The organism is Ferruginibacter yonginensis (assembly GCF_042651465.1).
Taxonomy (GTDB): domain Bacteria; phylum Bacteroidota; class Bacteroidia; order Chitinophagales; family Chitinophagaceae; genus Ferruginibacter; species Ferruginibacter yonginensis.
Genome location: NZ_JBHSCZ010000001.1, coordinates 955,350 through 973,708, shown reverse-complemented (window position 1 = coordinate 973,708; position 18,359 = coordinate 955,350). Strand labels below are relative to the sequence as shown.

Here is an 18,359-nt window from a genome sequence, read left to right as displayed (position 1 = left end):
AATATGAAAAAGAGTATACTTTTTTTAATTTTTAGTAGTTGGTTTTTGTATGTTAAGTCACAGTTTACCATACAACCAGTTTTACCTTTAGCTGGTATTATTCAGAAGAGTAATTTATGGAATGTAGCTATTATAAATACTTCTACTACAACTATAGAATGTAGGCTTGAATTAATTTTAAGGAATAGGATCAATGGATTAGAAGTACTTACAGCGACAACAGCCAATATTCAACTTCAAGCTGGCGCAAAGCAATTCAATGTTTCACAATTGCAACCAATTCAATATAATAACGTTGTAAACAATATCAACGTTAGAACAGACGAATTACTGCCCATAGGCGATTACACAGCTTGCTATAGACTTACAGGCGATAAAAACATTTTAGCAGAAGAATGTATTTCATTTGATATTGAGCCTTTGAGCCCTCCTATATTAATTACGCCAGTTGATGCTTCACAACTGATAAATAGCCCTACGCAACTAACTTGGTTACCACCTTCACCCTTTAATTTATTTAACAGACTTAGTTATGAAATTAACATTGTTGAGTTATTGGTAGGACAAAAACCAGTTGAAGCGGTACAACAAAATATACCTTTCTATTCAGCTTCAAATATACCCACCAATCAATTATCGCTTATGGGTTTAGGTTTACCATTTGAAAAAGAAAAAACCTACGCTTGGCAAGTACAGGCAAGAGACGATTATAATTATGCAGGTAAAAGTGATGTATTTGTTTTTACGATACATGAAGAAAAAAAAGAGAACCATTTAGTAAATGGTTATTATTTACAAATAAGCGATGAGCAAAAGGGAACCTATGGTATTGTTGGTGACACTTTACATATAAAATATTTTTCAAATTATACTGATTATGATGCTACTATACTTTTTATAGACGAAAAAGGAAATACCATTAAAAGTCTACAACAAAAAATCACTCAAGGAGATAATTATTTAGATTTTAGTTTATCAAAAAAATTTAAAGCGAATCATATTTACAGTATTAATATAGTTGATAAAAACAAACAATCTCATACTCTAACATTCAGTACTCCATCAAAATAATTTAGCAGCAATGATACAAACGATAGCTATTAAGTACCCAAAGCATTTTGCTTATTTTTTATTTATTTTATTTTATACACAGGTAATAGCATTACCCTTACAAGCGGCTTTGCATGTGCCCAGCGGTAATCCTTATTTCATAAATAATTTTTCCGAAACAGCTAATCAATTTAAAATCAATGGCTCTAAAAATTTTAATGTTACAACCATAGATCCTAGTAACATAAAACCATTGCCTACATTAAACAAAAATGGGAATGTATCACATTTACCAACCAATAAACCTTCAGTTTTTTTTAAAGGAGATATTGGAGGTCCAGGTTCGCCAGAAGCTTCTAGTTTTAAGGCGGTGGGGTCTGATAATTTAGTGAATTTATTTACAGGTGATTTTTCTTATAGTATCCCTTTGCTAGATGTAGGCGGCTACCCTGTAAACTTATTTTATAATGGAGGTGTTACTATGGAACAAGAAGCTAGTTGGGTAGGTTTAGGGTGGAACATCAACCCTGGTACTGTTAGCAGAAACTTAAGAGGTGTGCCAGATGATTTTAACGGTGAAGATCAACTTATTCAAACACAAAACGTAAAACCTAATAGAACTTGGGGAGGAGAAATTGGAGCTGATGTAGAAATTATGGGGTTAAAAAAACCAAAACTTGCTTTTGGGAAAACAATTGGTTATTCATATAATAATTACTTAGGGCCAGCCATTGATTTTGGAACCTCCATTTCAGTTAGTATTCCTATTACTGAAAGTGTGAAGAGTGAGAAGTCAGCAGAAAAAACTGATAGTTCTAGTGGAGGCGGTGGAGGCGGTAATATTAATTTTGGTCTTTCCACAAAATCTAGTTCTAGGTCTGGTTTTACCTTGTCACCATCTTTGAACGCAAGTTTACCATTAGGCAATAGATCTGATGGTTTAGGAGTGGGAATTAGTACAAGTTATAATTCTCGTACTGGTATAAAAGATTTGAATTTAACACTAGGTGGTTATTATAAATTTTTTAGGCCATCACCTATAAGTTTTGCAAAACCTTCATATATACCAACTTTAAGGATGCCCTTACAATATTCAAATTATTCTGGGCAAGTTGAATTAGGTATAGGCACTTTTGGAGGTGTAAGACTATCAGGAACTGCAAATGGTTATTATTCTGAGTCAAAAATACCTAATGAATGGAAAGTGATTAAAAAGTCGTTGGTTGGTTTTATGTATTCTGAAAAAGCTTTGAATAATAAAGATGCCGTGATGGATTTTAATCGTTTAAATGATGCAGAAGTTACTCCGAACACTCCTATAATATCTGCACCACAATATGCATACGATGTTTTTTCTATACAAGGTGAGGGTACCGGTGGTGATATTAGGGCATATAGAGGGGAATTGGGGTTTATGAAAGACAATGAAACTATTTCGAAGGATAATAACATATCGATTGGTGTTGATTTGGCACCCGGAGGACATTTCGGGGGGAATTGGAATATTGTGCATACACCTACTAAAGTTGGAGGGTGGGAAGATGGAAATAATACCTTAAAGAAAACAATGTCATTTCAATCTTATAAACCTAATTCGACCTTTGAAAATATTTATTTTAGAAATCCTAGTGAACTTACTGTAACCAGTAATCAACAACTTTCAAGGGTAGGAGGAGATCGCTTAGTGCGATTTAAATTAGGGGGCTCATCAGTAAACCCTGTTTTAGAATCGAATTTAGAGCAATTTGATAAAAAAACATTAGCTGTAAAAGGTAATTTATCCCTTTCAAATAATACTACACTTACAGAGAGAGATAAGCGTACGCAAGTAACTACCATGTTTACTGCTAAGGAGGCTTCTGATATTGGTTTAGAAAAATCGATTAGAAATTATACCGGATTTGATGCAAACAATAATATCATATATAACGAAATAGCTAGGGTAGATGATAATTACAGAAAGGCGCATCATATTTCTGAAATAGATGTATTAGAAACGAGTGGTATGCGCTATGTATATGGGCTTCCTGTTTATAATTTGGTACAAAAAGAATTTACTTTTTCTGTCAATAATATTGGTAACCCATCAACCGGTATTGTAAATTTCGATCCAACAGAACCTCAAGTTTCTTCACCTCATATGAGTAATTCATCGAAGTTAGATGGTTATGTAATGAATCAAGAAACTCCAGCTTATGCTGCGTCTTTTTTGTTGACTGGTTTATTATCTCCCGATTATGTTGATGTAACAGGAAATGGTATTACTGAAGATGATTTAGGAACTGCAGTTAAGTTTGATTATTCTAAATCAACTTCTACCCACAAGTGGAGAACACCGAGGAGTAATGGCTATAGTGCTCATTTTAATGAAGGAATCAAGTCTGAGAAAAAAGATAATAAAGCCACTATTACTTACGGCGAAAGAGAAGTTTGGTATTTGAATGCAATAGAGTCAAAGAACATGATTGCTATTTTTAAAACAGAAACTAGGTTAGATGCTAAAGGTGTTTCAAGTGAATTCAATGGAAATGCTAATGCTAATGAAGATGCTAATAAACGTTTAAAGCAAATTGATTTATATACTAAAGCTGAAATTAAAGCTAAAGGAATTAACAATGCTATACCTATTAAAACTGTAAATTTTACTTATAGCTATACGCTTTGTAATGGTACGCCTGACAATCCATCAGGTGGTGGTAAACTTACTTTAGAATCTATATTTTTTAGTTACAATGGACAGGTAAGGTCTGTTAAAGATAGGTATGTTTTTAACTATCAATATAATAGTAATTCAGCTGCAACTGATAATCCTAATTATGCTTATAGCGCATCTGACAGGTGGGGTACTTATAAAGATGCTGTTACTGCGAATCCTATCGGATTAACTAATGCCGAGTACCCTTATACAGTATCTGATAAAGTTAAAAATGATGCTTTTGCAGGTGCTTGGAGTTTGAAGCGGATATTGCTTCCTTCTGGTGGACAAATGGAGGTTCAATACGAATCTGATGATTACGGATATGTTCAAAACAAGAGGGCATGCAATATGCAAAATATTTTTGGTTTAGGTAATTCAACTGTTGCTACTTCCAATAATAGTATGTACCAAAATGGATTAGCGGCTACGGATAATATGTATGTATATGTACAACTTACACAGCCGATTGTTAGCAATGTAGTTACCGCTCAAAAGCAGGAAATTTATGAAAAGTATTTAGAAGGATTTAATCAAATAGCATTTAAAATATTAGTTAATATGCCTAAAGGTCCAGAGGCATTAACAGTGTATGCTCAATACGATGAATATGGAGTATGTAGTAACAGCACCAATAAAGATATTATTTATATCAAACTAAAAGCAGTAGATGGTAAAAGTCCTTTAGCAAAAAGTGCAATCGGATTTTTAACAGAAAGTTTACCAGGACAAGCTTTTGAAGGTTATGAAGTAGAGCCTGGAGGAATAGTTGATTTTTTTGGGATGGTAGTAACTGCATTAACTTCTATTAAAAATGTATTTAAGAATGTTGATCAACAAATGCGAAGTGTATCTAAAGCACGAACGATACAATTATCAAAATCATTTGTTCGTTTAGCTAATCCTAATAAAATAAAATATGGTGGTGGGTATCGTGTAAAAAAGGTTATTGTAAAAGATAACTGGAAAAAAATGCTCAACCCTACTGGTAGTAGTAGCTTTGGTTATACATCTGTATATGGGCAGGAGTACGACTATACCACTACTGAAAAGATTGCTGGTAAAGAAGTACCCATTAGTAGTGGTGTAGCATCTTATGAGCCTGGTATTGGTAGTGAAGAAAATCCATTTAGAGAGATTGTTGCATTTAGCAATAAATTACCATTAGCTTCAGCACAATACGGTGCTATAGAAATGCCCATGTTAGACGCATTCTTCCCTTCTCCAGTGGTTGGATATAGTAAGGTAACAGTACGCTCTATTAATAATAATAAAAATTTAACGGATACCAGTAAACGTTTACGATCATCTATAGGTAAACAAGTAACAGAATTTTATACAGCAAAGGATTATCCTACATTTTATGCAAATACATTGATGGATTCCAAGGTATATCATTATAATAATTTGCTTAATTTTTTATATAAAGAAATGATTGATAGGAAAGTTGTTTCTCAAGGCTTTTTGGTTGAAACAAACGACATGCATGGCAAAATGAAATCACAAGCTGCATATAGTTCATCTGATGAAAAAACGGCTTTATCATCTTCTTTTTATAGTTATAAAAATACTGGTAGAAATGGTTTTAATGATCAGGTCGATTTCGTAAATAATGCACAAAGTGGTGCAATAGTGAAAGCTAATTTAGGTATTGATGTAGAACTGATGACTGATGTTAGAGAGTTTACTGTAAAATCTAATGGCTTTAATGGCCAAATTCAAAATGATATCATCATCCCTGTACCTTTTATTTTTGCAATTTTTATGTTCCCTATAAAAACTGTCACTGAAAATAAATACAGGGCTGTTACTTGTACAAAGCTCATTAATTACCATGCCATTGAAGATAGCGTTATAGTGATGGATAAAGGTAGTGTAGTCACCACCAAAACCATTGCTTATGATATTGAAACTGGTAATGGTATTGTAACCAAAACTGCCAATGAGTTTAATGACCCTATCTATAATGTTACCTACCCTGCTTATTGGGGGTATAGCGGTACAGGTTTAGCATATAAAAATATTGGTGCCATTTATACTAATGTAAATTTTGATAATGGTAGAATTTCTTTATCACCAAGTATACAAAATAGTTTGTTTGAAAGTGGTGATGAATTATATCTTACAGTAGTGGGCAACGGTGCACCGGGTTGTAGTCCTGAAACACCAAGTGTAAAAAAAATCTGGGCATTTGATACTACTAAAAATTCAACCGCCTTAACTGTGCCGAATAAATATTTTATTTTTTTAGATGAAAAAGGTAATTTATTTACTAAGGCAGGTGTAAGCTTCAAAATTGTTCGTAGTGGAAAACGAAATCTTTTGGGTCTTTCAGTTAGTAGCGCTACTTGTATGAGTAACCCGATACAGAATAATCTTTTATCATTAAATAATGCCAGCAAAGTTGTAACAGCTTCCGCAATGGAGTTTAAAGAAAAGTGGCAGGTGGATAATGAGGTATTTCCTAAATTTTCAAGGTTTTATGATATAGCATTATGTCAATATTATGAGGTTGTTGATTGTACAAATGGGAAATATGAAAAAACCATTAATCCATATTTAAAAGGGTTGGTGGGTAATTTTAAACCTTATAAAAATTTGGTTTATTATGGTGAGAGGATAGAACAAAATTCTAATACACTAACTAGAATTAAACGAAATGGCTACTTGAGTGATTACGCAAATTATTGGACTTTCAATTCCAATAATAATTTAACAACTAGTAACATAAATAATAAATGGGTTTGGAATTCTGAGGTATCTAAAATAAATAAGTATGGTCAAGAACTAGAAACGAAAAATCCTTTAAATATTTATACAGCTGCACAGTATGGTTATTCAAAAAATCAACCTGTTGCAGTAGCTAATAATAGTCGTGTTAATGAGATGTTTGCTGATAATTTTGAGGATTATTATTTTAATAGCTCCTTGAATTCAATACCTCAAAGTTGTGAAAAAAGGCATATTAATTTAGCAGGTGGAATTGTAACATCAAATAGTAATGTCAATGCTCATAGTGGTTCAAAATTTTTACAGGTTTATAATAATGCCATTTTTGATATACCCTTATCTAATATTAATGATGATTATAATTTAAGATATAAGCTTGATACACTAAAAACCTTGATTAATCCCGGAGCTACATTTTCAATAGTATCTTCAACACCACAAAGTGCTGGTTATAACTACCCCACAGAACCGAATTGTAATTTGGATTTTACTGTTATACCTCAAGATTCATTATATATTAACCAAAATACAAATGAATGTGTTGGCATATTTTCACAGGTTTATTTATCTTCTAGTTACATATTTCTTCCACAAGATGGCGAATTTGGACTTACTTTAACAGCATTTGCCGATGCTACAACTTCAGCAAGCGGAGTGATTTTTATAGAAGATCTTGATGGTACCATAGTTGGAAGCGCATCATTGTTTAATAGCTCTGAATCATTTACATTTTGTTTAAGTAAAGGTTTTTATAAGGTTAAAATATATTTCGGCGCTGGTCATTATACTGCATATTATTGTTCTGGTAATAATCTACCCGCTATTGGTTCAATGCGTTTTGCTTCTATGTTTTATCAAACGGAATGTTATACTGATATCACTAGTTCAAATAGTTGTATCTACACAAAAGGAATAGGTATCTCTGATTCACTCCTCAATCCAGTATTCTCTCCATTTGCTAATAAAAAAATGTTGTTTTCAGGATGGGTTAGAGAGCAGTGTACAACACCTTGTACTAAACTTAATTATACTGACAATAAAATACAAGTGGCATTTAATGATGGTAGTGCTACAAATGTAGAAATTCTACCAACAGGTGCTATTATCGATGGATGGCAAAAGGTAGAAGGAACATTTACTATACCTGCTACTGCGACAAATATGCAACTGAAATTTGTTAATACTGGCACATCACCTAGTTATTGGGATGATATCCGTATTCATCCTTTCAATGCTAACATGAAAAGTTATGTTTATGATCCACTCAATTTGCGTTTAACCGCTGAATTGGATGAAAATAATTATGCAACTTTTTATGAGTACGATGAAGAGGGGCAATTAATAAGGGTAAAGAAAGAAACTATACAAGGTGTAAAAACCATAAAAGAAACAAGGAGTGCCAAACAACAAGGCATCACTCAAATTGTTGAGTAAAAGCATTTAAGTAGTATGAAAAAAATATTCAATTTAACCATCATGGTAGTAATGTTATCAAATGTGTGTAAAGCACAAAATGATACTGCCGCTATCATTAAAGACTTTAATAAAGTGGTTGCATTTTTTGAAAAACCATTTGTGTATTATACCTGTACTAGTTATTTAACTGCACAGCCTGTATTAGTCGCCTCTGATACTATGCGTAGTAACAGCGTTTTTTATAAAAGTGCCCAAAGCTATTATTTGCAACAGCTACAACAGGAGTATTACATCCAAGATAGTTTTATGATTGAAATTAATAATGATAAAAAAACTATTTGGGTTAGTAAAATTGATGAAGGCTCCAAACAAAAGCTGAGCATACTGCCTTTGTCAAATAAAGATTTACAAGCGGTTATAAGGAATAATTATGCAATCGCTCAACAAAAGCTAGATGCGCAACATCAAAAAATAACATTTGATATGAAGGATGAATATGCAGCATATACATCTACCAAAATGAATATTAGCCTAACATATGATTCACGTACTTATTTGCCCAATGCTTTTGAATTAAATGTACAATTTAAAAAAAGTATTGATGATGAGGGTATTCAACAATTACGTGATGATGGTTTAGATACACAGCAGTTGGTGCAACAAATTGGCGACAATAAATTTTTATTAAGAACACAACAAATGAAAGTGATATTTAATACAATTGCTTTCGAAAAAAATACTGTAGCAGCCATACCCGATTGGACGACAGTATTAACGTTTCAACAAAATGAAAACAGTTTTATAGCAAAGGGAAAATATAGCAGTTATGAAATCACACAAACATTTTAAAACGATTCTTATTCAATTTATAATGTTGGCGTATTTCTAAATATTTAATCAACGTACATATCTACTTTATGATACAACAATTATTACAAAAATTTTTAGGACTTTACCTAGTATTATGCTTTTTCACTTTACCTACTTATGGCCAAATTGAAGAAGGTATTGTAATGCCTAATGTGTTTGCTGTACCTGCTATAACAGGTGCCAATTTAGCTGTAAGTGGCACAACTAATACTATTAACTACAGCAATACGGGTGAGGTAGCTGCCAAAATTTTAAATGTAATTACCTTTAAAATCAAAGAGGGTCAAAATAACTACATCGCTACTAGCTTTACCGCATCTGTTCAAGTTAATGTGGAATTAACTGATATGAACAGTGTTGTAACAACACCCCCTGCCATTACATTAAACATTAATTATGACAAAGCAACAGGCGCTAAATTTGTAGTGAGAGATTACCGAACATTTGAAGGATATAAATCAGTAAAAGTTACGCTGGCTAGCCCAATTACCATTACCGGTGCAACTAGTTGGGACCCCAAACCGTTACTTGAAGTTGAAAATGAAATGAGGATTACTCGATATTTTAACCTTTCAACTAACGCTACAGATTTAACAGCTGCCATTACCACCTCACAACCTACGCCTGATGTATTGCAATTGAATTGGAATTTTCCTGCCGACGCCAATTTTGCTAATCTTTCTGCTGCCCATGAAAATATGACGCAGTTGGAATGGACATATGTTGAAAACGAGTTGTTGCCTTTTTACAATAATAATTTTGAAGCCTTATTTCAAAAAAATAGTACGAGGGTTGATTTAGAATATAGAAATCGTTTAACAGGCTATCTTTATAAAATACCACTATTGTACCCTAATGAAGGTAAACTTTTTTATAGGGTAAGGGCTGTTCAACAAAAAGCAAACGGTACATTAATAACAGGGCCTTGGTCAACTGTTAGTGCTACACAAAATGCGTTTGCATTTATGGGGCATGAGCCAAATTTGAATTGGCAAAGTAGCTCGAGTTTTGCAGAAGAAGGTAAATACAAAACGGTAATACAATATTTTGATGGAAGTTTAAGAGGAAGGCAAACAGTTACTAAAGACAATACAACTGGTAATACTGTTGTAGGTGAAACTATTTATGATTATCAAGGAAGGCCTAATGTTCAAATATTACCAACACCTACTATAGATAATACCATCAAATATTTTAATGGGTTTAATAAGTTTGTGGGTATGGCAGTAGATGACGACCCTGCCAAGTATTTTGATTTAACACCTTCAGCTCTTAAATGTCAAGCATCGCCTAAACTTGATTCTGCATATGGAAACGGAAAATATTACTCAGGTAATAATAGTTGGTTAACAACAGAATCGAAATCAAAATTTATACCTAACGCTCAAGGATATGCCTATACTGAAACAAGGTTTACAGATGATGCTACACAACGTATTAAAAGTCAAGGCGGCGTAGGTATCGATCATCAAATTGGTAGTGGACATGAAACACAATATTTTTATGGAAAGCCATCACAAGCTGAGTTAGATGCCTTATTTGCGACAGAGGTAGGAGATGCTAGTCATTACTTTAAAAATATGGTGAGAGATGCCAATGGGCAAATGAGTGTAAGTTATGTAGATATGCATGGCAGAACCATTGCTACGGCTTTAGCCGGTGACGCACCTAATGGTTTAGATGGTATTCAAAATAATGCTGATTATCCCTTAGCTGCCAGCGTTGTAAAAAATGATTTACTAACCAGCACCACTAATATTATTAATGGTAACCAAATAGAATCTATCAGTACTATTTTAGCGCCTGCTGTTACTAACTATCATTTTGTTTATGAACTCAACCCTGCTATTCTTTCTTTATTAACTTGTACCAATCAACCGATTTGTTTTGATTGTAAGTATGATTTAGAAATTTCTATAAGGCCAGAGCAATGTGATAATGATGCACCTATTGTAAAAAAATACGCTAATTTATCAATGGTGCCTGCTAATGCTGCTTGTACCACTCCAATGGGCTTTATAGGAGAAAACATCAATACACCTACAACACAAATTAGTTTTGATTATTTACTGCCGGCCGGCTCTTATGTAGTAAGGAAAACATTAACCATTAATGATTCGTTATTTAAAATAAGAAGAGCCATTGCATTAGATTCATTGTTGTGTAGAACACAACAACAAATTTATGATTCAGTTTATACTGTATTTTCTACTACAACTGGCTGTGGTAATACCAACCCTTCACAATCAGCTTGTGATAGCTGTAATGCACATTTAGGCTCGTTTAATACGTATGCTGTAAAATATTTACAATCCATTGCGCCAGCCACTGCCACTATGCAAGAAATACAAGCTTTGTATAGTATGGATTCAGTTGAATGTAAGCGTATTTGTGGTACAGGTACTAATCCTGCGTTTGCTACTTTGGTCGGGTATAGAAATCAGATGTTAGCCGATATGGAACCTTTTACAGGTCAGTATGCAACTGATACCATTGTTACTAATAATGGGGTACCTAATTACCAGAGTTTAGATGCGAAGTTTAATATTTTTACCAATTCTTACATTAATATTGTGGGTGGTGCCACTGTAACACCAACTAATAAACCTTTTTACCGTAATCCCTTACACGAAACCAATACTCCAGCAAATAAATATTTTACTGAAAATAATATAGTAGATGAAACGATACATGCACCTGTGAGCAATGGTAGTACAACAACGATACTTGAAAATATAAATAAAGCTGATTTTACTGCTATTTTTCAACCAAAGTGGAGAGAAAGTTTAATAAAATATCACCCTGAATATTCAAAGCTACATTATGCAGAAACTGCCCTTTTAAGCGCTTATACTTGGTTAGATAATGTAATGGCTACAACAACTTACGCAAGTGCTGTAACCAATAATTATTTGAATTTTACAGCGGTAGATCCGTTTTTCAATATGCCTGGTACTGCCTTACAAAAAGATACTTTAAACCATTATTTAAACGTAGGTATTGCTTATAACAGTTCGCCAATTAACCCTAGTATTTGGCAAATGGCCAATGGTAGTATTTTGTGTAATACAACCACAGGAGCTGCTAGGGCAGCTTGTATGGAAGGTACTACTACCAATGGTTTAAGTTCACTTATTACTTCTGATGCTGATAAAAATGAAGTATGGGAATCTGTTAAATTAGGTTACCTGTCTTACCGTAATCAAATGGTGGTGCGTTACATTAATAGTCATGCAACGAATGCATTATCAGAGGCTGATATGGCTCGTTTAAATGTAGAAGGTAAGCAGTTAATTTTTGCATTAAATGAAAATATTGCTGCTCAAAATGGCTGGAGTTGGTGGCAAGGTGTTACTAATGCCAATAATTTTGATACCACAGGGGTGGGAGTTTCTACAGCAAATAATACGATAAATTTCTGTAAAGGACAAAGACCTTTATGGAGGGCCAAGCTGTTGCAATGTGATGTGTTAAAAAATAAATTGTTGTTAGAAACACCTGTAGATTCTGCTCAAGTTAATTCCATCATCGATCAAATTTTAGATGGAATGGAATCTGTATGTAATCATTCTCAAACACCACAAAACCCTAACGGAGCATCAACTGTTAATCCAATTTTTGTAGGAACGCCACGAAGCTTTGAAGAAGTCATTAATAATGTATTTGCTAACAATAATATTAGCACAACTCCTGGAGATCATTATTACTGTAACCCTTTCACTATTGATAACCCTAAACCATTTGGTTTAAACGTGCCAGCCGTGGTGAATAACAGTAATGTGCTCGATAGTTGTGCTTGCCGTAGGTTTGGTCAATTACAGTTAGAAGCGGCAGCTGCTGGTTATAACCCTAATACTTTTGCTTCCATGAATACATTCTTAAATAATGTATATCGTGATAGTTTAACACTTGTAGTATGGACCGGCCTGCAACAATGCAGTGGCATATTTACAGATACATGTAGTAAGGATAAAAATGTAATTTCAAAACCTAGTATTAAAAATACCAAATTACAATCAACAAAAAATACAAGCGGAAAAGGTAGTGACTGTGTAGCTCCAGTAATAAATGCTGTCATTAATATTCCAACAGGGGATGATCTTGGTAATACTAATATAGAAGTACGTTATACATCATCAACCCCATGTAATTTTTGTGGAGTAACTATGTTTGATGAATTTAATAACGTTGTACAAACAAATGTAGTTTCTTGTGGAGGGAACACTACAACATTTGAGGTAAGTGATACTTGTGTGAAATACAAATTCATTATGTCATGTTCCACAAGGGGCGAATGTGGTACCTTAATCTCTGACACAGTATATTACGATAAATGTAACGTGACACATGAAGTATGTACTAAACCTGTTATAACATCTGTAAATATTGCAGCTAATTCCGTTGTTAATGTTTATTTTAATGCTCCCAATGCTTGTCAAAATTGTTTAGTAACAATGTTTGATCAGTATAATACACCTATTCAATATTCATACCCTACATGTGGTGCTGGCATTGCAAATTTTAAAGCCTTAGACTCATGTTTTAAATACAAATTTGTAGTTACATGTAATACAGAAAATTGTGGAGTTTTAGCATCTGATACGTCATTTTATAATCCTTGTGATATCATCATCAATCCTGATTCTAATTGTACTAAACCAACCATTTCGTATGTAAATGCTACCCAATATAATCATAGTTTTCAAGTATATTTTCAAACTACACCAGGTTGCGATTCGTGTAAGTTGTATATGTATGATCAAAATGGTAATCAAGTTGGGTATAATGGCAATGTGTGTGGCTTAAGCAGTTATACTTTTACGTCGCCAACCTATGATTCTTGCGCTGTATATTCATTTGTGTTGCGCTGTTATAAAGCGTCATGTACAAGGGTATTAACCTCTAGCACTTACTTCTATAATGGTTGTACCAATACAGATACTTGTTTGGTTTACCAACCCATTATTTTACCAAGTTATGCAGTAATACCAGCATTTTTAAATTGTGGTTATGTAAAGCCATGCATTACTTGTAATAAACTGGTAAATGAACTTACACCTGCCTTTAGGCTTTTATATCAACCATATGCAGCAGTACCTTATTTAGGTGATAATATCACTGATGAGCAAATGAGCCAAAATGCACTTTGGGCTAGGTTTATCAATTATCGCACAGGTTTTTCATATAATACCCTTACGTATTTACAAGCTTACCAGCAATGTAATTCCAGTAACATGAACACAATGACTATTTGTTCATTTGATCCTCCAACTAATAGTCCGGCAAATTTAGATACCATACCGTACAACCCATGTTTGCAAACACAAACAGCTGCACAGTATGCCGCACAATTAATTTTTAATAATTTAAAAGATTCGTTGATAGCTAATTTTGATAGTTTGTACAAAGCAAAATGCCTTTCTGTACAAGCTACTGAGGTTTTTTATGTTGAATATTTACCAAAAGAGTATCATTATACCTTATACTATTACGACCAAGCTGGTAATTTAGTAAAAACCATGCCGCCAGCTGCAGTAAAACCAAATTATACGGCTACTTATTTAGCCAATGTAAAAGCTGCTCGTAATGCTGGTGCTGATTTTACCCACCCTGATAATAATGAAGCATTGGCAACGCAATACCGTTACAATTCACTCAACCAAGTGGTTGAACAAAAAACGCCTGATGCCGGGGTGAGTAAGTTTTGGTATGATCGGTTAGGTAGGTTAGTGGTGAGTCAAAATGCGGCCCAAATCACCCAAAACAAATACAGTTACACCCAGTACGATGCTTTGGGTAGAATTACACAAGTAGGGCAGAAGCCTCAAACAAATATAATGACCCAAGCTATTAGCCAAAACGAAGTAGCGCTACAAAATTGGCTCGACAATAAAACCACTGGTGGTTTAAAAGAGCAAATTACCCGAACCGTGTATGATATTAGTTATTACGCAGGTGATGATGCCCTCAACACACCTAGCCAAAGTACCTTGGTACAACAAAATTTACGTAACAGGGTAAGTTATACCCAAATAATTGATGTAGAACCTGCTGATGGTTTAGAGGTATATGTAGGGGAGCAGGCCGCAGCCACTTATTATAGCTATGATATACATGGTAATGTAGATACGTTGGTGCAAGATTTAAAAGGTAGTTTAGGCACTTATGCCAGCCATCGATTTAAGAAGATGGTTTATGATTATGATTTAATAAGTGGTAAAGTAAATAAAGTATCATACCAGCCTGGCTTTTCAGATCAGTTTTTCCATAAATACCAATACGATGCTGAAAATAGAATTACCCATGTATACACCAGTAATGATGGTGTATATTGGGAGCAAGATGCTGCATATGATTACTATCGCCATGGTCCATTGTACCAAACCATATTAGGTAAAAATGAAGTACAAGGGTTGCAATATGCTTATACTATACAAGGTTGGTTAAAAGGAGTAAACAGCAGTAGCGTAGCTACTAGTACCACTGCATTGAATAGTGGTGTTGATATGGGGCAAGATGGTATTGGAAATAGCACCGTTGCCCGTGATGCCTATGGGTACAACCTTCATTATTTTGAAGGCGATTACAAACCCATTAATACCACCACCAACCCTTTTGTAGGTATTGCCAATGGTTTACCGAATGCACCATCAGAAACATTGCAAGTAGGTAAAAACTTATTTAATGGTAATATAAGAGGTATGTTGGTGAACATACCAGCATTGGCCACCACCAATGGTGGTGCCGCTGCATTGTTATATGGGTATAGGTATGATCAGTTAAACCGTATTAAAGCCATGAACAGTTATAATGGCTTTAATAACAATACCAATGTGTTTGGCAATAACAATACCCCTACTTATATAGATGACTATAAAGAAAGGATTACCTACGACCCTAATGGAAATATTAAGAGTTACTTGCGTAATGGTGCTCCAAGTGTTGGCTTGCCTACTGATATGGATTATTTAACCTATGAATACGAGCCTAATAAAAATCAGTTAAGAGGGGTTAGAGATATTGGTGCAATAGGCAACAATTACCCAGATGATATTGACCACCAAAGTGACCAAATTAATTATAAGTACGATGCTATTGGTAATTTAGTACAAGATAAAGCTGAAGGTATTTACGACCCTAACGACTACCTCAAACCCATGATTGAGTGGACGGTTTATGGTAAAATGAGCAAGCTCACTAAAATAAAAGGCGGCGTAACCACAGTTATTAATTACACTTATGATGCCTCAGGAAACCGTATTAGCAAATTGGTGAATATAAATGGTACCCTTACAAAAACCTTTTATGTGAGAGATGCTAGTGGTAATGTAATGAGTATTTACAGTGTTGATGCTAGTATAAACAGCAATGCCCTTACCCAAACTGAAGTAAGTTTGTATGGCAGCAGCCGCTTGGGTGTATGGCATATTAACCGCAATGTAAGCAACCTTATGGCGGTAAATTATTCAGCATTTAGTAGTATATTTACAAGAGGTAATAAGCTCTTTGAGTTAAGCAACCATTTAGGCAATGTGTTGGTAACTATATCTGATAAAAAGCTAGGGCATGATGCTGGTAACGGTACCAATGATTATTACAGCGCAGAGGTAGTTACGGCCAATGACTATTATCCGTTCGGTATGCAAATGCCAGGAAGGAAATATACCAACGGAAGTGAGTACAGGTACGGGTTTAATGGAAAAGAAAATGATAAGAATGCTGGGGAAGGGATACAAGATTATGGATTTAGAATTACTGACGTTCGCTTGGGAAGATTATTAAGTGTTGATCCTTTGGCAAAATCATATCCATGGTACAGTCCATATCAATTTGCAGGAAATGATGTGTTAAGGTGTGTTGATTTATTAGGTTTACAACCAACATCAAGGGTGGAAAAGTGGTTAAAGAAAGGTGTGACTTTAGGAGGTTCGAATTCTATAGATGTATATGATAAAGTTAGTGGACAAAGATTTACTGCTTATGGTGTTGTCGATCCTTACACAAATGAAAAGTGGATTATTGCAGAAGATGGCCAAAGTCAAGGTAAATATTTTTATTTAAAGAATGATAATAGTTCAAGTGATCAAATTAGCTCTTATTGGTTTAATGGTCAAAATTATTTAGCAAAAGGACATTTTGAAAGGTTTGAAACACAAAATGAAACTGATGCAAAAAGTGGAGCTGCTATAGCGGATGGATTTGGCTATATGGCAGTTGGGATAGTTACTGCACCAGCAATAGCTGCAGCAGGTTCAGGAGGTGCAGCATGGGTTGCGGGTAGTGGGGAAAGCGGTTGGACTATATTATCTGCTTTAATGGGTGATGCGACTGCCGCTTATGGAACAGCGAGCGCAGGTGTTATAGCGGGAACAGTTGGATATGCTGCTTCGGGTGAAGCCACTGCGGTGGAAGGGATGTTACAAAATGAAGCGAATGTTGTTCGAGGAGGGACATGTAACGCTATACAATTTGAAAACGGAAGTGGAGTAACAATTAATTCAAAAGGTCAAATTAACGGAGCATCTGTAAATAGTGCAAACAATCTTTCTATAAAAGAATTATCATCAGGTATTCCAAATAACAAAGTGGGAACTACAACTGTTGGTGATATTAGAGCTGCTGGAGGTCAAGTAACTCCCAGTCCAAACGACAGAAATCCTAATCACGCCACTTTAAGTGGAATAACTCCACAAAAAGCCGAAGCCTTATTTAAACCTACAATTGACAATCCAAAGAAATAGTATGTTAATAGAAATAGAAGAAATATTAAATATTTTATCAAAAGTTACACCAGGTCCGTGGAAATCATTTGTTGAAGGAAGAGACCATATTAGTGGGTCAAATTTTATTCAAACAGGGGAGAAAAATTATGACATTGAATTTATAAACCTTTCCGCAATAGATCAAGATTTCATAGCGATGGCAAGAAATGTTTTGCCATCGCTTATTGATGAATTAATAAAATTGAAAGCGAAGTAAACTTTCTTTCCTCTAACGGAGCAGATATGCAGACACTCAGCTCTTCGAGATGTTAGCGTAGCGCATCTCGAGGCCTGATACTACAGATTTTTATCTGTAAATATTTAATCCGCTCTTCGAGATGTTAGCGTAGCGCATCTCGAAGCCTAATATTGCAGATTTTAATCTGTAAATATTTAACTTCAAATTTATATTATCGGTAGGAGACCTCACTAACCGAAACCTCCACTATCCGTAGTGTTAAGCGATGGGTCACTACGGATAGTTAATAAATGTGAGTAATTACCCCCTGCTCTTCGAGATTTTAGCATTATACATGTCGAAGGTTAAAAAAGTTTTTTACTTTTTAGAAAAGTAAACTTTTTCCTAACTATCCATAGTGTTGAGCGAAGCGTCACTATATATGTTCAATAAAAAGCATAAATTATCCTTTATTAAACTTAGAATTAAGCAAAGCGTAGCTAAGGATAATCAGTTAATCATAATATTTATTGTTCAACTCCAAAAGTTGTTGAAGAGCAATCTTTGCAATTTCTCTCAATTCATTTTCATCTATATCGGTAAATTGATCATCAGTGTGATAGTTTGCAATTTCTGAATCATCACAAAACGAATCAAC

General features: G+C 34.3%; 5 protein-coding genes. All 5 read left to right on the top strand.

Annotated elements, in window-relative coordinates; all coding sequences use genetic code 11:
- Positions 1-3 precede the first annotated feature (3 nt).
- The 5 genes from ACFOWM_RS04270 to ACFOWM_RS04250 all read left to right on the top strand — a co-directional run bounded on the left by ACFOWM_RS04270 (position 4) and on the right by ACFOWM_RS04250 (position 17,740).
- Entirely contained in the window at positions 4-1,071 is a 1,068-nt protein-coding gene (locus ACFOWM_RS04270; RefSeq protein WP_379707443.1) for a hypothetical protein, read from the top strand.
- A 10-nt stretch (positions 1,072-1,081) separates the two neighbouring features.
- The gene (locus ACFOWM_RS04265) at positions 1,082-7,909 is read left to right on the top strand and encodes a hypothetical protein (RefSeq protein WP_379707442.1); all 6,828 of its coding nucleotides are present in this window, start codon (positions 1,082-1,084) and stop codon (positions 7,907-7,909) included.
- Positions 7,910-7,924: 15 nt separating this feature from the next.
- Positions 7,925-8,740 carry a hypothetical protein gene (locus ACFOWM_RS04260; RefSeq protein WP_379707441.1) on the top strand — a complete coding sequence of 272 codons (816 nt, stop codon included), beginning with the start codon at positions 7,925-7,927 and terminating at the stop codon, positions 8,738-8,740.
- Between the two features lie 68 nt (positions 8,741-8,808).
- Complete coding sequence (locus tag ACFOWM_RS04255) at positions 8,809-17,502, top strand: DUF6443 domain-containing protein (RefSeq protein WP_379707440.1); 8,694 nt, start codon at positions 8,809-8,811, stop codon at positions 17,500-17,502.
- Between the two features lies 1 nt (position 17,503).
- The gene (locus tag ACFOWM_RS04250; RefSeq protein ID WP_379707439.1) at positions 17,504-17,740 is read left to right on the top strand and encodes a hypothetical protein; all 237 of its coding nucleotides are present in this window, start codon (positions 17,504-17,506) and stop codon (positions 17,738-17,740) included.
- Positions 17,741-18,359 lie beyond the last annotated feature (619 nt).